The organism is Rhizobium sp. KNZ14-9A (assembly GCF_056755015.1).
Map to the genome: position 1 here is coordinate 2,426,024 of NZ_JBPGXB010000002.1, position 17,993 is coordinate 2,444,016.

The following is a 17,993-nucleotide window of genomic DNA, read 5'->3' on the forward strand; positions in this document are numbered from 1 at the left end:
AACCAGAAGAACAAGATCAACACTCAGGATATCCGTCTTCATGTCCAGTTTGCTTTCACGCGCGAGGAAAAACCCGCCGCGTCTTAACCGCAGCTTCTCAACAGCATCGCAATCCCACGACAGGCGCCGGCTGCGCCTGCGCAAGTTCCTGTCCTACTTCCGGCCGCATCTTCCGCTGCTCATGGCTGATATTGCCTGTGCCGTCGTCGTTGCTGCTGCCGCAGTAGCGTTGCCGCTCTGCGCCAACATCGTCATGAGCCATCTCATCGGGCTCGCCGATTCGGCTTCGGCCTATTGGCAGATCCTCGGCATGGGCGGCGTCATGCTGGCCATCGTGGCAGCCGAGACAGTTGCGATCTTCTTCGTCGATTATCGCGGCCATATGATGGGTGCGCATATCGAGGCGCATATCCGGCAGGAACTGTTCGACCACTGCCAGAAGCTCTCCTTCGGCTTCTACGACCGGCACCGCACCGGCCAATTGATGAGCCGCATCGTTGGCGATTCGTTCTGGCTGGGAGAACTTTTCCATCACGGGCCGGAAGACCTTCTGATCGCTATTCTCAAATATAGCGGGGCGATGGCAGTCCTGTTCTTCATCGACCCGCAACTTGCATTTCTGATCCTCCTGCTGACGCCTTTTGCCGTGGCTTATGCGCTGCACTTCAACAGGCGCATGAACCGTGCCCTCGAGGCGAGCAAGCAGGAAATCGCCGCCGTCAACGAAAAGGTCGAGGATGCGCTGGCCGGCATCCGCGTCGTCCAATCCTTCGCCAACGAGGATCTGGAGCGGAAACGCTTTGCTGTCCTCAACAGGCGCTTCCTCGAAAGTCGCGCCGATGGCTACCGCAGCGAAGCCTGGTTTTCCGCTGGTGCCGAGACCTTCGCCCAGATCATTACGCTTCTGGTCGTCATCCTCGGCGGATTGCGCATCCTTGCGGCGGAACTCACCATTGCCGATCTCCTGACCTTCCTGCTCTGCGTCGGCGTCCTCGTCGATCCGGTCAAGCGGATGGCGAACCTCGCCCGGCTCTGGCAGGAGGGCTATACGGGCTTCGTGCGGGCCATGGAGATACTGGAGATCGACCCAGACGTCGTGGATCGACCTTCGGCTCATGCGTTGCATACCCCGAAGGGAGAGATCCGGCTCTCGAATGTCGATTTCAGCTATGAGGACGGAGCGGACGTGCTCAGCAACCTGTCGCTGACCATCCGCCCCGGCGAATTCGTGGCACTCGTCGGCCCCTCCGGCGTGGGGAAAAGCACGCTCTGCGCGCTGCTGCCCCGCTTCTATGATGTCACCGGCGGCTCGATCGAAATCGATGGCACCGATATCCGTGATGTGACGCTCGCCTCGCTGCGCCGGCACCTCGGCGTGGTGCAGCAGGATGTCTATCTCTTCGCCGGAACTGTGGCGGAAAACCTGCGTTACGGCCGACCGGATGCGACGGACGAAGAGGTGGAGGCCGCAGCCCGTGCTGCCCATGCGCATGAGTTCATCATGGCGTTGCCGCAGGGCTATCAGACCGATATCGGCCAGCGCGGCGTGAAGCTGTCTGGCGGGCAGCGCCAGCGGCTGACGATCGCTCGCGCCTTCCTCAAGAACCCTGCCATCCTCATTTTCGATGAGGCGACGAGCGCGCTCGACAATGAAAGCGAGCGGGCCGTGCAGAAGGCCTTCCTGACGCTCGCCAAGGGACGCACGACGTTGGTGATCGCCCATCGCCTTTCGACGATCCGCCACGCCGACCGCATTCTGGTGCTCACCGGCGACGGTATCGTCGAAGAAGGCAATCATGACAGGCTGATGGAGAGCGGCGGCATTTATGCCAATCTCTATGGGCTGCAGGCGAGCATCTGAGGTCCTGGGATTATGAGATGCGGAACAGTTCGGCAGACAGGGCCTGAACTGTTCCGCAGATCGACCAAGTGCTATTTCTCTTCACGCCTACAGCATCGGCCCGAAAATCGGAACGATTTTCGGAAAGCCTGATGCGTAGATTCCAAGAGTTAGAGCGTCCTTAGTGCGTCCGAATGGACGCACGGCGCTCTAGGGAGGAACACCATGACAGTGCTGCGCATCGTTCCGAATATCGCCGCCGCTTCCATCGAAGACGTGCGCAATTTCTATTCCGGGCTGTTCGATCTCGACATCGTTATGGATCATGGCTGGATCGTCACCCTTGCATCCGACAGGCGCGCAATCACCCAGATCGGTATTGCAACGGAGGGTGGATCGGGAACCGCAGTGCCCGACATTTCGATCGAGGTCGATGATGTGGACGAGGTCCATCAGCGCGCTGTGACGGGTGGGCATCGGATCGTCTACGGGCCGGCCGACGAGCCCTGGGGCGTACGGCGTTTCTATATTCGCGACCCCACCGGCAAGCTGCTGAATATCCTCTCTCACGCAGGCTAAATGGGTTTGCCTGAGACGGGACGATCATTGCAATGCCACCGAAAGCCTCTATTCTGCGACAGCCAATCCAAGGCACGAAATAACTGCTTTCATTGAGAATTTTCGAAAATATCCGGATCACGCCATGAACACATTAAACCGCCCTGACTTGAGCGATATTCATCAGGGTGACTGGGTGGACCGGCTGTTGCCGGGCGCATGGCGACCTTACACAAGGCTCGCGCGGCTCGATCGTCCAGTCGGAATATGGCTGACGCTGTTTCCATGCTGGGCGGCGCTGTTTCAGGCCGCTCATGGCCTGCCCGATATCCGGCAGCTAGCCGTCTTCACGCTCGGCGCCCTGCTGATGCGAAGCGCCGGCTCCACGATCAACGATATCGCGGACCGGAAATTTGACGGCCATGTCGAGCGAACCCGTTTTCGGCCTCTGGCAAGCGGGCAGATCGGCGTCAGTCAGGCGTTGACCTTTCTGGCCGTCGAGCTCGCCTTGGCGGCGTCTCTCCTGTTGTTTCTGACGCCCTATACGCGACTGGTCGCCCTCTGCGTTCTGCCGCTTGTGTTCGTCTATCCGCTCTGCAAACGCTTCACCCATTGGCCGCAGGCGGTGCTCGGCGCAGCGTTCAACTGGGGCATGCTCATGGCCTGGGCAGAAATTGCCGGCCAGATTCCGGCCGGAGCCGTTCTTATGTGGGCTGGAGCCATCGCGTGGCAGATCGGCTACGATACCGTCTATGCCTATGTCGATGTGAAAGACGACAGAAGCCTCGGCCTGAAATCAACTGCGATCCTGTTCGGCCGGCATGGCAAGCTCATGATTGGCCTGTTCTACGCTTTGACGGTCGCCGCATGGTCGCTCGGAGGCTGGCTGTCGGGCATGTCCCTGCCCTATGCGTTTGGAATGCTCGTCATCGCCGCGCACCTTATCTGGCAGACCTGGCGGATCGACCTTGCACGGCCGGAAGTGAATTACCGTCTGTTCCTGGCAAATATCCTGACCGGGCTATTGCTGGCAGCCTCGGCCTTTATGGGAACCTGGTAAGCCCGTCGGCTCAATAAGAGCAGGGCCGATTATCGCTGGGACGGAAACCGCCGGCGCAGGCCGGGTTCAGGGATGTATCCTCGCCATAGTCGTATCCCCCCGTCGATGTACAGCCCGAGGCAATCGCGGAAAGCGTGATCAGAGCGCCTGCCATTACGAATGTGCGAAATCTGTTCATCGGAACATCCCCCTTCATAGGATCGCCCATGCGCCAAGCCGACAATCTAGCATGTCACGGCAAATCCATGCGAGGAGCATCGCATTGATCCCATTCACTCTTCCGCGAGCCAGGGGATAAGGACGTCTCTATGCCTGCTCAGTCGCGCTCGGCGATAACAGTTGCGTGGGGATATTCGCCGTAATAGCCGCGCCAGTTGGCGACGGCAAAACCGAATACGACCAAGGCACCTGCCTGATGCAACAGGCCCCAATGCAACGGCACCTCGAGCAGCAGCGTGGTGATGCCGATTGCCGCCTGGATCGTGACGAGCACGAAGAGCACCACGGCGCGGCGTGCATGGGTGGTCGAGGCAGCCGCGCGCAGCGTGATCACCATGTTGATGAGGGCCAGGGCGAACAGCGTGTAGGCGCCGAAGCGGTGGATGAACTGCACCGTCTTCGGGTTCTCAAAGAGGTTGATCCAGAAGGGCTGCTGGATGAAGAGATCGCCGGGGACGACGGCACCATCCATCAGCGGCCAGGTATTGTAGGTAAAGCCGGCATCGAGGCCGGCGACCAGTGCGCCGAGATAGATCTGGAAGAGCGAGAAGATGGCGATCGCCGCCGCCCAGCGGTGGGAATTCTTCGTCGGGGCAGCATCATCGGAATGCGGCGAAAGCCCGCGCATGATCCACATGCAGGAGGCGAAGATCAGGCAGGCCATGACGAGATGGGTGGCAAGCCGGTACTGGCTGACATCCGTGCGCACAGACAGGCCGGAGGAGACCATCCACCAGCCGATAAAACCCTGCAGGCCACCCAGCGTCAGGATGCCGGCAAGCGGCCAGCGCAGGCGCTTCTCGATCCTGCCCGTCACCCAGAAAAAGACCAGCGGCAGCGCGAAGATCACGCCGATGCCGCGTGCGATCAGCCGGTGCGCCCACTCCCACCAGAAGATGCTCTTGAACTGATAGACCGTCATGTCACTGTTCAGTTGCTGGAACTCGGGAATGCGCTGGTAGAGCTTGAATTCCTCTTCCCACTCGGCGGCATTCAGCGGCGGGATGACGCCGTGAATCGGCTTCCATTCGGTGATGGAAAGACCGGAATTGGTGAGCCGCGTGGCACCCCCTACGAGCACGAGACAGAAGAGCGCCAAAAGCACGAAACCCAGCCAGATGCGCACGGCGCGGCGGTTGTTGTCCTGCCTGCGCACTTCAGTGCGGATCGCCTGCTCTGGGCTCAGGTTCGCGACGGCCATGATGTCTCCTTCTATCCGGCAGTTGATTTGCCCCAGCGGCTGATGCAAAACAAGCCCCGAACCTTTGCGGCATGCCGTCGCGCCGGCTCAGTCCCATCCGTTCGAAAGTTATACGATGCCCGTCCGCCTTCGCAAATTCATCGGCACGATCCTGATCATCATCCTCGTGCTTTTCTATGCGATTGTGGCGAATACGATCGCGGTCGCGACGCTCGGCAATGCGCCCTGGTGGGGGCATCTCCTTTACTTCGCGCTCACCGGCCTGCTCTGGGTGCTGCCGGCGATGGTCATCATCAAGTGGATGGCCGGTCCGAGACAGCGGTAGGGGCCGATTAACGACGGAATAACCCTGATTTGTGGAAATCCTCACTGAGGGGCGGCGGTTAAACCAAATATACGTCTGGCTGCCTTACCTTCCTCTGCAGCAATCTCTCGATCGGAGAAAGATACGTGCAGACGCAGAGGCTCGATGTTCTTGAACAAAAGTTCGACGCTGTGGCGCAAGCTGAAGCCGGCATTTCCCGGCTGCGGCAACTCAGCGTGAAACTTGCCATGGCCGAACTCGATATCCAGCTTTTCGACAGGATGGAGCCCCTGGAAGAGGAATGGCGCGCGCTGGAGTGCGACAATCTTTCCTCGCTGCACCAAAGCTATGATTGGTGCGCCGCCTGGGTGGCGGCTTTCCGCCGTCCGCTCGCCATCCTGCGTGGCAGCAGCGGCAACCGCACCGCCTTCATCCTGCCGGTGGAAATCGTCGCTTCACGCGGCATGCGGATCGCCAAATTCATCGGCGCCGACCACAGCAACATCAATACCGGCCTGTTCTCACAGGACTTTGCCGCAGACAGCGATACGGTAGACAGCCATCATCTTGCTGCCCGCCTTCGTGCAGCACTCGCCGGCAAGGCCGATCTGCTTCTTCTGCAAAATATTCCACTGGAATGGCGCAGCCGTCGCAACATGCTCTCGGGCCTGCCCATGGTGCAGAACCAGAACCACGCCTATCAGCTTCCGCTCTTCGATACGTTCGAGAAGACGCTGCAGCAGTTGAACGCCAAGAGCAGGCGCAAGAAATTCCGCGCGCAGAGCCGGCGGCTGGAGGCGGTTGGCGGCTTCGACTATATCGCGCCTGAAGCATCCTCGGAGCAACACGAACTGCTCGACATGTTCTTCCGTCTGAAAAGCGCCCGCTTCGCCTCGCTCGGCCTGCCCGATGTCTTTGCGGATGCGGAAACCAAGGCCTTCCTGCACGGCCTGATCGACAAGCGGAATGGCGACAATTTCGGCCTTCAGATGCGCGCCCTGCGCCTGAAGGGCGACTATGAGGGACGCATCGCCGCGCTGTCGGGGATTTCCCGCAAGGGCGACCACGTCATCTGCCAGTTCGGCGCGATCGACGAGGATCTGGTTGCGGATGCAAGCCCCGGCGAATTTCTCTTCTGGCAGATGATATCAGGTCTGCACGGCAAGGGAGTAGCACTCTTCGATTTCGGTCTCGGCGACCAGAGCTACAAGCGCTCTTGGGCACCGGTCGAAACCGACCATTACGATGTGGTTCTGCCAATCTCCGGTATCGGCATCGCAGCCGGCACGGCGCACCGGGCGATCACCCGTGGCAAGGCCTTCATCAAGGCCCGCCCTGGTCTCTATAAATTCGCCCAAAACATCCGGGCCAAGGTCGGGTAAGCATGTCGCGCAAAAGTGTGCAGCGTTTTGCGCAACATGCGTAAAACAGAGATTTAACGATCAGGCGGCGTGACGCGCGGGGCTGCGCATGGCAGCCTCTTCGCCGCCCGACATAAGGACGACGCGCTCGTAGCCGGCGCTCTGGAAATCCTGCATCATGCCGACGAAAGTAGCCTCATCGATCTCGGGCAGCGACAGGATGATCTCGATTTCCTTGCTGCGCGTCAGCCGCGAAACACCGGCGACATCGGCCGCGCCGCATTCGACAATGACGATATCATAGGCCGAAGTCAGCGCATCGAGCAGCAGCGAAAGCCTGTCGACGCCCCGCATGGCACGGCGCACATCGCTCACACCCTGCGGGATCAGATGCGCATCGGACATCCGGTCGCCATGGATCGTCTCGCCGAAGGCAGCCTCCCCGCAGAGAAGATCGGTAACGCCCAATGCTTCGGGGTTCTCGGCCATCAGTTCGCTCGGATAGCCGGAGCCGGTCATGTCGATTACGATTACGCGGCGTCCGGTATCGGCGAGCACGCGTGCCAGGGCAACGGTCGCGGCCGAACCATTATCGCCGGTCGGAGATATGGAGACGGCAAGCGGAGCGCGGCAGTCGGTGAGATAGCGCGCGACGGACGAAACGGAGAATTCGTTGTCGTCGGCAGGCGCTTCCGCTACCGGCTCGGCTTCCGGCTCCTCATCGTCATGCTCATCCTCATCAATGGCAGCCGTCAGCATGCTCGGTTTGGTGATCTTCGAGGCGGGAACGGGTGTTGCGTCGCCCTGCCCTTCTTCCTCGACATCGGGGGCTTCCACCGGACGCAGCGCACGGCCGCTGAAGAGTTCGGAGAGCATGATGATGATCGCGCTCATGATGAGTGTTGCGACTGCGGCAACGACGACGATCGGCACGACCTTCGGGAAATAGGGATCGACCTGCTCGATCGCCTTCGAAACAATGCGGGCGTCCGCCGGACTGGAATTCCGGTCGGCGCGGGAAGCGGCCTCGCGGTAACGCACGAGGTAGGTTTCGAGAAGCTGGCGCTGGGCATTCGCCTCTCGCTCCAGTGCGTTGAGACCCACTCCGTCCTCGCCCGCCCTGGCGCTGTTGGCCTGCAGCGTATCGGACTGCTGTTCCAATTCCTGTTCGCGCAGATCGGCAACCTTCGTCTCGTTCTCGATGCTAGCGAGAATCTTCTGCGTTTCCTGGCGGATTTGCACGCGGATATCGGCAAGCTGAGCGCGCAGGCTCTTCAGCCGCGGGTGGTTGTTCAGCAGGCTCGTCTGCAGGTCGGAGATCTGCGATTGGAGGCCGGATTCCGTCGCCTTCAGCCGCTGGATCGCCTGCGACGACATAATATCACTTAGCGTGTCTGAGGCTTCGCCCGAAGAGAGCGCGTTGCGCACGGCCTGCGCCCTCGCCTCGGCATTCGCCTTGTCGGTGCGCACGCGGGTCAGCTCGACGGAAATATCGTTGAGCTGCTGCGCGGTAAAGGTCGTGGTGCCGTTGGTCTGCAGCAGGCCATGGGTGGTGCGGTAATCGGCGACCTTCTTCTCGGCCTCGCTCACCTTCTGGCGCATGCTGTCGATCTCCGGCTCGAGCCAGCGCGTGGCTTCGGTGTTGGAGTCGAGCTTGGCGCCACTCTGGATAGCCAGGTAGACCTGCGCCATGGCATTCGGAATGCTGGCGGCGAGTTTTGGATCCTTGGAGGTGAAGGTGATGCCGATGACGCGCGAGCCCGGCACCTGATAGACTTGCAGGCGCTGAGTGAAGGCGTCGATAACACGCTCTTCCGGCGGATTTTCCAGCGGGTTTTTCTTTAGGTGCAGCGCCACGAGGATATCGGTGAGCGCAGAGCCGTTCGCAGCCGCATCGAATTCCGGCAGATTATAGAGCTTCAGATTGTTGATGACCTGCTTGATAAGGTCCGCCGACTGCAGGATCTGCACCTGGCTCGCGATATTCAACTCGTCGAGCAGCGGCCCGGCACTGGCGTCGTTCGTCTGTGTATTGGCGAATGCAGGAGCGCGCGGCTCGATAAGGAGACGAGTCTCGCTGCGATATTGCGGCGAAACTATCTTGGCGCCAGCAAAAGCGACAGCCGCACCCAATGCGGTGATCGTCAATATTCTTAGACGACGGGCCCAGACCGCGCGCGCAAGCTGGCCGAGGTCGATGTCCACATCCTGATCACTCGCTACGCGGGACATACTCACTACTCCAATACGAACTGCCGCAAGCGTAAACGACCATGGTAACTCAACGGTTAATGGCAGTTCCCTCGCAAACAAGACGCTCCTGATAAAGGAATTGCGGAAATCGGCGGATTTTTTACCGGGCATTAACCCTAATAGATCGATAACGGCTCGACCGATTTATCTTCCTGTGAGCAAGCGGATGCCCTTCGTCCAGCCCAAGACCTTGATGGCTATGAGCCTTGTCGCCATGATGGCGGCACTGGCGGGCTGCACGACCTATCGGCCGGCGCCGAAGGCCTTCAACCAGGCGACGATCCAGCCCTATTCGCTCGACAGCGGCGACCGCCTGCGCATCACCGTCTTCGATCAGGCTACGCTGACCAATACCTATACGGTGGATCAGGCCGGTTATATCGCGTTCCCCCTTATCGGCCAGGTCCCTGCCCGCGGCCGCACCCTGCAGCAGCTTTCCGGCCAGATCGCGCAGAAGCTGCAGCAGGGATATCTTCGCGATCCTGATGTCACGATCGATGTCGACCGCTATCGCTCCGTCTACATCATGGGCGAAGTCGGCCAGCCCGGCCAATATGCCTATGTTCCCGGCATGACCGTGCAGAACGCCATCGCAGTTGCCGGCGGCTTCACCAGCCGCGCCAACCAGAGCATGGTCGACGTCACGCGCAAGATCAACGGACAGGTGCTGACGGGCCGCGTCAATATTTCCGGCCCGATCATCGCCGGTGACACGATCTATGTTCGTGAACGGCTCTTCTAGCTGATGGAAGAACAGAGGCCCCTCCGCATTCTTCACTGCTTCCGATCGCCGGTCGGCGGAATTTTCCGCCATGTCCGCGATCTGGTGGAGGAACACAGCCGGGCGGGCCACGAAATCGGCATCATCTGCGACAGCTCGACCGGCGGCGAATATGAGGACCGTCTCTTCGACGATATCCGTCCTTATCTTTCGCTCGGCCTGACGCGTATTCCGATCCGGCGCTCCATCAGCCCGGCTGATGCCATGGTACTCTGGAACACATTCAAGGAAATCAGGAGTTTGCGGCCGGATGTGCTGCACGGGCACGGCGCCAAGGGCGGCGTGCTTGCGCGGCTTGCCGGCTCAGCCCTGCGGGTCAACAGGTATCGCGTAGCCCGCCTCTATACCGCGCATGGCGGAAGCCTGCATTATTCCCGCGCCTCCATGCTCGGCCAGTTCGTGCTGCGCATGGAGCGACTGCAGGAATATTTCACCGATGCGCTCGTCTTCATCTGCGAATATGAACGCCAGACCTATGCGACCAAGGTGGGGCGGCCGCGGGTCACCAACCGTCTGATCTATAACGGCATCGGCGCGCGGGACTTTTCAGACATCCCGACACGCTCCGATGCCGTGCACTTCATTTATGTCGGCATGCTGCGCGACCTCAAAGGCCCGGATCTCTTCATCGATGCCTTCGCCAAGACCGAGCGCCTGCTCGGCCGACCGCTTTCGGCGCTGATGATCGGCGACGGGCCGGAACGCGACCGTTATCGCGAGATGATGGTGGAGCGCGGCCTCGGCAAGCGCATCGGCATGCTGCCGGCCATGCGCGTGAAGGATGCCTTCTCCATGGCGCAGAACCTCGTCGTTCCCTCCCGCGCCGAAGCCATGCCCTATATCGTTCTGGAGGGCCTCGGCGCCGGCAAGACCGTCATCGCGTCGCGCGTCGGCGGTATTCCCGAGGTGCTCGGTGCCGATAGTCCCGCACTGGTGGCACCGGGAGATTCCGACGATCTGGCGCGGGTGATGGCGGAAGCACTGACGGTACCCGGCTGGCACGACAAAGTCATGCCCTCGCCCGACACGGTCAAATCGGTCTTTTCCGCGTCGGTCATGGCGCGCGAAGTGCTGAAACTCTACGGTGAACTCGTCAATCCCGCAGCGGCACAGGCGATCCCGGCCGCCTCGTAAATGTTTCTTAGGGGCTTTCTGTTATCCCGCTCACATCAACGAGCGATGAAGCCCCATGAACAAGCTGGAAAAGAGCGGACAGTTCGATGTCGAAGCCCTGCGCAAGCAGGTCTTCGATACGGAGACGCGCAACGACGCCTCCAAGCATGCTGCCGGCGAGACGCCTGGTATCAATCCCTATGCACGTCAGATCGCCGAACAGTTCCGAGACGGAACCTATTCGCCGACGATCATCATCGGCCAGTTGCGGCTGCTGGAATTCCTGACACAGTTCGTCATCGGCCTTGCCGCCTTCTATTTCGCGCCTGGCGACGGCAGCGACAGCATGCTGATGCGGGTCGTCATGGCGGCAATCGTTTCGGCATTGACCGTCGTAGCGCTTCAGCTTGCTGATACCTATTCCATTCCGGCTCTCAGAGCTCGCGTCCGGTATCTGCCGCATGCCTTCGCAGCATTCGCCATCGTCTTCGTGCTAACAACAGGCGCTTTCTCGCTTCTGCGCGGTCTCAGCGCTACAACCGCGGAATCCTATGCCATCTGGTTTATTGCAGGCGCGCTCTTTCTGGTCATCGAGCGCTTCCTCGTGGCACAAGGCGTGCGCAACTGGGCGCGCAACGGCATCATGGAACGCCGCGCCGTCATCGTCGGCGGCGGCGAGCCGGCCAAGGAACTGATCCGTATGCTGGAGCAGCAGGCGGATAACGACATCCGCATCTGCGGCATCTTCGATGACCGCGGTGAGAAGCGATCGCCGATCATGGTCGCCGGCTATCCGAAGCTCGGCACGGTGAGCGAACTCGTGGAATTTGTGCGGATGACGCGCATCGACATGCTGATCATCGCACTGCCGCTCTCTGCCGAAGCGCGCATCTTCGAACTTTTGAAAAAGCTCTGGGTGCTGCCGGTCGACATCCGCCTTGCCGCACATGCCAATCGCCTGCGTTTCCGCCCGCGTGCCTATTCGCATGTCGGCGCGGTGCCGATGCTTGACATCTTCAAGAAGCCGATCCGCGACTGGGATTCCGTTGCTAAGCGCGCTTTCGATATCTTCTTCACCATTATCGCGCTCTGCCTGCTCTGGCCCGTCATGGTGGCGACTGCGATTGCCGTGAAGGCGACGTCGGAAGGACCTGTTTTCTTCAAGCAGAAGCGCCATGGCTTCAACAATGAAGTCATCAATGTTTTCAAGTTCCGCTCCATGTACACCAACATGAGCGATCCGACGGCGAAGGCCGCCGTCACCAAGGGCGATCCGCGCGTCACCCGTGTCGGCCGCTTCATCCGCAAGACCTCGATCGACGAGCTACCACAGCTCTTCAACGTGCTGAAAGGCGAGCTTTCGCTGGTAGGCCCGCGTCCGCACGCCGTGCTCGCCCAGGCGCACGACCGCGCTTTCGCCGATATCGTCGACGGCTATTTTGCCCGCCACCGCGTCAAGCCCGGCGTTACCGGCTGGGCGCAGATCAATGGTTGGCGTGGCGAAGTCGACAATGACGAGAAGATCAAGTTCCGCACGGCTTACGACCTTTACTACATCGAGAACTGGTCGCTCTGGTTCGACCTCAAGATCCTGTTCCTGACGCCGGTCCGGCTGCTCAACACGGAAAACGCCTATTGAGCGCGATCGACGCCTCCCCTGTGCGCGTGGCCCAGCCGCAACGGCTGACGCTCCGCCTCATCGGTTCGGCGGCGGTCGCTTTCGGGGTTTTTCTTTCCGGCTTCGTCATCGACGAGCCCGCGCCTTATGAATTGTGGATGGCAGGGCTGATCGGCCTGTGGTTCATACTCGGCCTAAAGATATCCCGCACCACCGCGCCGTTGCTGACGCTGCTGCTGACCTTCAACATTGGCGGCATGCTGTCGCTCACCCAGATGCGGGATCTGGCGACCGGCCCGATGTATATCGCCGTCTCGACATTCCTGGCGCTGACCTCCATCTTCTATGCCGCGATCATCGAGGACAGCCACAAGCGGCTGCCGCTGATCTTCAATGCCTGGAGCTTTGCGGCTGTTATCACCTCCCTGCTCGGTATCCTTGGCTATTTCCACGCCTTTCCCGGCTCGGAAGTCTTCACGCTTTACGACCGCGCCAAGGGCGCCTTCCAGGATCCGAACGTTTTCGGCCCCTTCCTCGTGCCGCCGGCGCTTTACCTCGTGCACGGCATTCTCGCCGGAAATCTCAAGACGTCACCGATCAAGGCGGGAGCACTGCTCATCCTGGCGCTAGGCATCTTCCTCTCTTTCTCACGCGCCGCCTGGGGTCTCTTCGCCTTTGCCGTGGTGGTGCTGATCTTCATCATGCTCTTGAAGGAGCGCAGCGGCGCCTTCCGGCTCAGGGTGCTGATCCTGTCGCTAGGCGCGATCACCCTGATGGTGGCCTCGCTGCTGGTCGCGCTGCAGGTTCCCAAGGTCAGCGAGCTTTTTCTGCCCGCGCCCAGCTCGTGCAGCAATATGACGGTGAGCATCTCGGCCGCTTCGACCGCCATCGCATCGGCTTCCAGATGATGATGGAACGGCCGCTCGGCATCGGGCCGCTGGTCTTCGGCACCATGTTTCCAGAAGACGAGCACAATATCTGGCTGAAGTCGCTGACCACCTACGGCTGGCTGGGTTTCATCAGCTATGTCGGCATGCTGTGCTGGACGCTCTATCTCGGCTTCCGCAACATGCTGCTCGACCGGCCATGGCAGCCTTTCCTTATGGTCGCGTGGATCTCCGTTCTCGGCCATGCGGCGATCGGCAACGTCATCGATATCGACCACTGGCGCCACGTTTACCTGCTGTTCGGCATCGTGTGGGGCTGCGCGGCGCTGGAAGTTCGCCACAAGCGCTCGACCCGCTCACAAACACTTGAGAAGTTCCGCAAAGGCGCTAGATTTCCGGCATGATTACAGGGACACAGATACGCGGCGCACGCGCCATGATCGGCATGAGCATCGAGGAACTCGCAGCTCATGCCGGACTTTCCGTCGAAACAGTCCAGGCGCTGGAAAATGGCGAATGGGCCGGCGAGACGCGCGCCACGATCGATGTGCGCAACACGCTGGAAGCCCACGGTATCATCTTCATCGCCAGCGGCAATCAGGATGAGGGCGGCCCCGGCATACGCATGCGCGCCCGCAGCTCCAACGATGACGGCATCCGGCCGGAAAATCTCAACGCTGCGAACGACGATTGACGGAACTAAGCGCCGTCTCAGGCGTTTCGGCTGTCCTGTCAATGTGTTGGGGGTAGCCTATCTTGAATTGCAATAGCGGTCTTTATCTTGTCATCGGCGCGCTCGTCGTCGTGGTCGTCGGCCTCGGCGCCTACATCTTCCATGAGGAGAGCAAGCCTGAGGGCATCGAGATGAGTATCGGCAAGAACGGTGTCTCGATCGAGCAGAACTGAGCTTAGAGCCCTTTCTGCTCAGCGCAAAGCATTCTGGATCGGGGAGCTTTAGAGATAGGTCTTGGCGAGAATTGTCAGCTTGCCGCTGTCCTTCACGCCTTGCTTGTAAAGCTGAATGATGGCCGCGCCGATCCTGTCGGCCTCCGGCGTGCGGGGGGCGATGCCGCTGTCATCGCAAATCTGACTCAGAACCTGCGACAGCAGGTCGATATCTTCCGAAAAGAGCGGTAGATCCTGGGGATGAACTGACGATTTCAACATCGCGCCGCATTTCCCTCAGAGGGCAATAACGCATCATTCTGCGCAGCCGACGCCCTCCCTGCCAGCCATGTTCTTATTATGCGCGTGGCCCAAAACTTTAGCAACTGCGCAAATCAAAATCGTCGGGAACAATCTCTTGTCTCGCGCGTTACAGGGCCGTTTGGAATTCATATGAAATGAGAGAGCCGTGAGCGAAAAACGCTTCCCCTCGCCCGTGAGGGTCAAATCTCCAAGCAGCAGCTTCATCGTTTCAACTGCCTGGGAAGCTGTCGAATATCTCAAGCGCTGGCCGGCCAAGCGCGGCCGCGAATATCGCATAGCACTCCAGCACTGCCTCGATGCAATGGATGGGCTGAGAAGCCCGCGCGCGGCACAGGTGTCTTTCGCGATGGCTGCCAGGACAGCTGGGCTGCTGCTATGAGGATTGATAGGCCGGTCAGAATTCAGCTCAGAATTTCAGCCGGCCGCTCGCCGCATAAAGCTGCGATTGATGGAAGCCTTCGACAATCACCTTGGCGCCAACCTCGGCGACATGCTCTTCGGCAAGCTCCGCGAGCGCAAGGGCAACATCCCCTTCCGGCCAGCCGGCTTTCACGGCTTCGTCAGCGAGAGCCTTGAATGCAGCGGCAAGGCTCTGCCGGCAATCCTGTGTCTTGTTGTCGATCGTCATAAGCCCGAAACTACGCTTTTCTACGATTTCTCTTCATTACACCCTCAGCAACAAAGTTGCGAATAAATTTCAATTTCAAATAATCCAAAATTGGGACGATCGCGCATATCAGCTTCAATCACAGGTAGATTTCGTCCGAATATGAAATAAATCCCTCCTCTACGCGGGGATACTTGACAGAAATATTTAAGAAATAGTTTACCGAAAATTTAGTATATCAAAAACTACAACCTAAACCTCATATTATTCCGGCAAAAGTCGACGCAGCTTGGCGCCGCATTGCTTATGGGCGGGAGGATTTCCATGCTGCGCCGTCGTATGCAGGATTCTTGCCGCTTTACACGGACTTTTTTAACAGTCAGCGCGAGTTGTGAGGCCTCTGGATGGCGCCAGCGAGGCGGGACACAAGCTCCTCAGAAGACATTCCCCAGGACAAGTTCCATTTTATGATCACGGCGGCATTTTTCCCTTGCGTCCAAAAACCGAAAAGTCTAACAGAAGCAAGCCGTTTCGGCAGGTCGGGGCGTAGCGCAGCCCGGTAGCGCACTTGACTGGGGGTCAAGGGGTCGCTGGTTCGAGTCCAGTCGCCCCGACCATTTAATCCCTTGAAATCTCAGTCTTTCCGCATCTCGCAAGAGTGAGGGCGCGCGGCGCGGCCTCAGCGCGATTCATCCGTCCATATGCGGCGCTCGCCGCGGTAGATGTACCGGCCCGAGCCCTGGCGGGTGTTGTCGCGGTAATAATCGCGACGATTGCGGTTGCGGTCGTCACCGGCGCAACGCTCGGGAAAGCGGCGGCAATCCTGGTAGGTTTGCCGGTCGACACGCGGATTTCTCGGATCGACAGCCATTGCATTACCGGCAACCATTGCTAAAGCTAAGGCAAGAACGATCCTGATCATTTCACTCTCTTCAATTTCCCGCAGACCATTGCCTGGAGTTTACCACATGCTGCCAAGCCGCTCACTTCTCATCGGCGTGATCGTGACGCTGGCCTCCTCGCATATCGCATTGGCAGAAAACGTCAAATTCCGGAACGCCAAGGAAAACGAAATCCGTCAGATGCTGAAAGGCGCCAGCGACTTGCGGAAGGCCTCGAACGGCTATGAATACCGTCCAGGCAATAAGAACGGCTATAAAATTTCAGACGGTCAGATCTGCGTTCTTTTCCCCAACAAGCAGACTGACTGCATTTCAATCAAGACGGACGGCAACGTACTGCAGATGCTCGACAACAAGGGCAATCGCATCAAGCTCTAAGCCTTGCCGGCTTCTGCTCTGCCGATTGACCATCCAGTCGGGCCGTAACCCCCTCCCGGAACCTTTACCCAAAAACCGCGTTGGAAACCATGATTTTGCGGGTCGCTTGCCCGCAGCCGCGATGTGCCATGCGCCGATGCGGTTTCAGTCCGAGGCAGTCGGATCTCAACGAGTTTTCGGCCGGCTCTTGCCGGCAGGGGGAAATCATGAAACGTCATCTCGTATCGGCCGCAGTCGCCAGCTTCCTCGTCACCGGCCTCGTTGCCGGCTCGGCCATGGCGGCTGATGCCATCGAAGAGGTGCCGGCCGCACCGGCAGCCGAGATCGCGCCAGTCTTCACATGGACGGGCTTCTACGTCGGTGTCGGTGGCGGGCCAACCTGGGCCAATGGCGATTTCGACGTCTTTTCCGAAGACATGAATGGTGGCCTGATCACTGGCTTCGTCGGCTATAACTGGCAGCTCGACAACAATTTTGTCTTCGGTATCGAAGGTGACGTTTCCTATAACTGGGACAAGGCCGATGTCGGCCCGTTTGAAGTCGGCCTCGAAACTGCCGGCTCCGTCCGAGCCCGGCTCGGCTATGCGATCGATCGCGCTCTGATCTATGGCGCGGCAGGCTGGACGGGTGCGCAGGCCCATATCGACGGCCCCGCCGGCAACGACAGGGATACGCTATCAGGCTGGACGATCGGCGCGGGCGTCGACTACGCCTTCACCAATAACTTCTTCGGCCGGCTGGAATATCGCTACAATGATTACGGCAGCGCCGATCTTCTCGGGCTCGACGGGGACATCGACCAGCATGTCGTGATGATCGGCGTGGGCTATAAATTCTGAAGCCCTCTCCGTTCAAGACTATTCAGGCTGCCAGACTAAAGCACGTCGCGATCTTTCAGATTTGCTTGTCGCGCTTTAGGTTCTTGTTTTCGCATGTCGTTATCGCAAAACCGCTGCACACTTTTGCGCGACACGCTTTAAGCGGCTGAGAGCGCGAGCTTACCATCCGCCGCCACATGCGGTTGCCATGCGGCATAGTTGGCGATGGTGAAATGCGGTGTCTCGAATGGCGTCGCATGGGTTTCGGTGATGACAGTGACATCGGCTCCGGCACCCTCGCCGGCGAGAATGCCTGCAACCGCATCCTCGAATACCAGGCAGCGGGTGGGATCGACGCCAAGGCGGCTCGCGCCGAGCAGATAGCATTCCGGGCTCGGCTTGCCTGACGAGACTTCCTCGCCGCTGACGATCATTTTCGGCATGGGAATGCCTGCCGCCGCCATGCGGCGGACGGCGAGTTCGATCGGCGCCGAAGTGACGATCCCCCAGCGATCCGCGGGCAGTGCATTCAGGAAGCGGATGGAACCCGGAATCTCGACGATGCCCTCGAAATCCTCCATCTCCTCTTTCAGAAGCAACTTTGCCTCAGCAATCGGATCGACACCGGGAAGGCCGAGCTGGCGAATGCTGTCAGATGCACGAACACCATGGATGGTCTTCAGAAGAACCTCAGGCTCGAAACCATGGCGGAGCCCCCACTCGCTCCAGACGCGCTCGACGACGGCGATGGAATTCAGCACGGTGCCGTCCATATCGAAGAGGAAGGCATCGTAGGTCTTGTCGAGAACGCGATGGGAAGTGGACAAAGGAGGGTTCCTTGCAAAGCGGAAAGCCGTCAGGCCTTCCGCGACTAGCCGAGCGCA

General features: G+C 59.7%; 19 protein-coding genes, 1 tRNA gene and 1 pseudogene. 15 read left to right on the forward strand and 6 right to left on the reverse strand.

Features of this window, described 5'->3' with window-relative positions:
* Positions 1 to 40 precede the first annotated feature (40 nt).
* The 3 genes from ACR9ZQ_RS18760 (at position 41) to ubiA (ending at position 3,458) form a co-directional block, all read left to right on the forward strand.
* Positions 41 to 1,861, forward strand: coding sequence for an ABC transporter ATP-binding protein (locus ACR9ZQ_RS18760; protein ID WP_310382930.1), 1,821 nt, complete (start codon positions 41 to 43; stop codon positions 1,859 to 1,861).
* A 204-nt stretch (positions 1,862 to 2,065) separates the two neighbouring features.
* Complete coding sequence (locus tag ACR9ZQ_RS18765; protein ID WP_310382929.1) at positions 2,066 to 2,419, forward strand: VOC family protein; 354 nt, start codon at positions 2,066 to 2,068, stop codon at positions 2,417 to 2,419.
* 124 nt (positions 2,420 to 2,543) lie between these two features.
* Positions 2,544 to 3,458 (forward strand): 4-hydroxybenzoate octaprenyltransferase, encoded by a 915-nt coding sequence (gene ubiA, locus ACR9ZQ_RS18770; RefSeq protein ID WP_113324476.1) that lies wholly within the window; start codon positions 2,544 to 2,546, stop codon positions 3,456 to 3,458.
* A 316-nt stretch (positions 3,459 to 3,774) separates the two neighbouring features.
* On the opposite strand, the gene ACR9ZQ_RS18775 is transcribed toward ubiA, so the two are convergent.
* Complete coding sequence (locus ACR9ZQ_RS18775) at positions 3,775 to 4,878, reverse strand: COX15/CtaA family protein (protein ID WP_481428508.1); 1,104 nt, start codon at positions 4,876 to 4,878, stop codon at positions 3,775 to 3,777.
* Between the two features lie 115 nt (positions 4,879 to 4,993).
* Between ACR9ZQ_RS18775 and ACR9ZQ_RS18780 the strand changes: the two genes are divergently transcribed.
* Entirely contained in the window at positions 4,994 to 5,203 is a 210-nt protein-coding gene (locus ACR9ZQ_RS18780; protein ID WP_037071678.1) for a DUF2842 domain-containing protein, read from the forward strand.
* Between the two features lie 125 nt (positions 5,204 to 5,328).
* Complete coding sequence (locus tag ACR9ZQ_RS18785) at positions 5,329 to 6,564, forward strand: GNAT family N-acetyltransferase (RefSeq protein WP_481428509.1); 1,236 nt, start codon at positions 5,329 to 5,331, stop codon at positions 6,562 to 6,564.
* A 60-nt stretch (positions 6,565 to 6,624) separates the two neighbouring features.
* On the opposite strand, the gene ACR9ZQ_RS18790 is transcribed toward ACR9ZQ_RS18785, so the two are convergent.
* Entirely contained in the window at positions 6,625 to 8,775 is a 2,151-nt protein-coding gene (locus ACR9ZQ_RS18790) for a GumC family protein (protein WP_481428510.1), read from the reverse strand.
* A gap of 187 nt (positions 8,776 to 8,962) precedes the next feature.
* On the opposite strand from ACR9ZQ_RS18790, the gene ACR9ZQ_RS18795 reads away from it, so the two are divergent.
* From ACR9ZQ_RS18795 to ACR9ZQ_RS18820, 6 genes and pseudogenes are all read left to right on the forward strand, one after another.
* Positions 8,963 to 9,538, forward strand: a complete 576-nt coding sequence (locus ACR9ZQ_RS18795; RefSeq protein WP_007819909.1) for a polysaccharide biosynthesis/export family protein — start codon at positions 8,963 to 8,965, stop codon at positions 9,536 to 9,538.
* Positions 9,539 to 9,541: 3 nt separating this feature from the next.
* Entirely contained in the window at positions 9,542 to 10,711 is a 1,170-nt protein-coding gene (locus ACR9ZQ_RS18800; protein WP_007819912.1) for a glycosyltransferase family 4 protein, read from the forward strand.
* Positions 10,712 to 10,766: 55 nt separating this feature from the next.
* A complete protein-coding gene (locus tag ACR9ZQ_RS18805) occupies positions 10,767 to 12,329 on the forward strand; it encodes an undecaprenyl-phosphate glucose phosphotransferase (RefSeq protein ID WP_481428511.1) in 1,563 nt (520 codons plus the stop codon).
* Positions 12,326 to 13,599: pseudogene (locus ACR9ZQ_RS18810) on the forward strand (O-antigen ligase family protein). Before ACR9ZQ_RS18805 ends, ACR9ZQ_RS18810 begins: the two are co-directional and overlap by 4 nt.
* The gene (locus ACR9ZQ_RS18815) at positions 13,596 to 13,889 is read left to right on the forward strand and encodes a helix-turn-helix domain-containing protein (RefSeq protein ID WP_113325260.1); all 294 of its coding nucleotides are present in this window, start codon (positions 13,596 to 13,598) and stop codon (positions 13,887 to 13,889) included. Before ACR9ZQ_RS18810 ends, ACR9ZQ_RS18815 begins: the two are co-directional and overlap by 4 nt.
* 62 nt (positions 13,890 to 13,951) lie before the next feature.
* The gene (locus ACR9ZQ_RS18820) at positions 13,952 to 14,101 is read left to right on the forward strand and encodes a hypothetical protein (protein ID WP_481428512.1); all 150 of its coding nucleotides are present in this window, start codon (positions 13,952 to 13,954) and stop codon (positions 14,099 to 14,101) included.
* Positions 14,102 to 14,149: 48 nt separating this feature from the next.
* Here the strand turns inward: ACR9ZQ_RS18820 and ACR9ZQ_RS18825 are convergent, their stop codons facing one another.
* Complete coding sequence (locus ACR9ZQ_RS18825) at positions 14,150 to 14,362, reverse strand: hypothetical protein (RefSeq protein ID WP_037096147.1); 213 nt, start codon at positions 14,360 to 14,362, stop codon at positions 14,150 to 14,152.
* A gap of 187 nt (positions 14,363 to 14,549) precedes the next feature.
* On the opposite strand from ACR9ZQ_RS18825, the gene ACR9ZQ_RS18830 reads away from it, so the two are divergent.
* A complete protein-coding gene (locus ACR9ZQ_RS18830) occupies positions 14,550 to 14,783 on the forward strand; it encodes a DUF982 domain-containing protein (protein WP_310382921.1) in 234 nt (77 codons plus the stop codon).
* Between the two features lie 27 nt (positions 14,784 to 14,810).
* Here the strand turns inward: ACR9ZQ_RS18830 and ACR9ZQ_RS18835 are convergent, their stop codons facing one another.
* Positions 14,811 to 15,032, reverse strand: a complete 222-nt coding sequence (locus ACR9ZQ_RS18835) for a hypothetical protein (protein ID WP_310382920.1) — start codon at positions 15,030 to 15,032, stop codon at positions 14,811 to 14,813.
* A 519-nt stretch (positions 15,033 to 15,551) separates the two neighbouring features.
* On the opposite strand from ACR9ZQ_RS18835, the gene ACR9ZQ_RS18840 reads away from it, so the two are divergent.
* Positions 15,552 to 15,628: transfer RNA gene (locus ACR9ZQ_RS18840), tRNA-Pro, on the forward strand.
* 62 nt (positions 15,629 to 15,690) lie between these two features.
* On the opposite strand, the gene ACR9ZQ_RS18845 is transcribed toward ACR9ZQ_RS18840, so the two are convergent.
* On the reverse strand, positions 15,691 to 15,933 hold the full coding sequence (locus ACR9ZQ_RS18845) for a hypothetical protein (RefSeq protein WP_310382919.1): 243 nt from the start codon (positions 15,931 to 15,933) through the stop codon (positions 15,691 to 15,693).
* A 46-nt stretch (positions 15,934 to 15,979) separates the two neighbouring features.
* Here ACR9ZQ_RS18845 and ACR9ZQ_RS18850 point away from each other — a divergent pair, with 46 nt between their 5' ends.
* Entirely contained in the window at positions 15,980 to 16,291 is a 312-nt protein-coding gene (locus ACR9ZQ_RS18850) for a hypothetical protein (RefSeq protein WP_477820125.1), read from the forward strand.
* A gap of 206 nt (positions 16,292 to 16,497) precedes the next feature.
* Positions 16,498 to 17,130 (forward strand): outer membrane protein, encoded by a 633-nt coding sequence (locus ACR9ZQ_RS18855; RefSeq protein WP_481428513.1) that lies wholly within the window; start codon positions 16,498 to 16,500, stop codon positions 17,128 to 17,130.
* A gap of 137 nt (positions 17,131 to 17,267) precedes the next feature.
* Here ACR9ZQ_RS18855 and ACR9ZQ_RS18860 read toward each other — a convergent pair whose 3' ends face one another.
* Positions 17,268 to 17,936 (reverse strand): HAD family hydrolase, encoded by a 669-nt coding sequence (locus ACR9ZQ_RS18860; RefSeq protein WP_405049716.1) that lies wholly within the window; start codon positions 17,934 to 17,936, stop codon positions 17,268 to 17,270.
* Between the last annotated feature and the right edge of the window lie 57 nt (positions 17,937 to 17,993).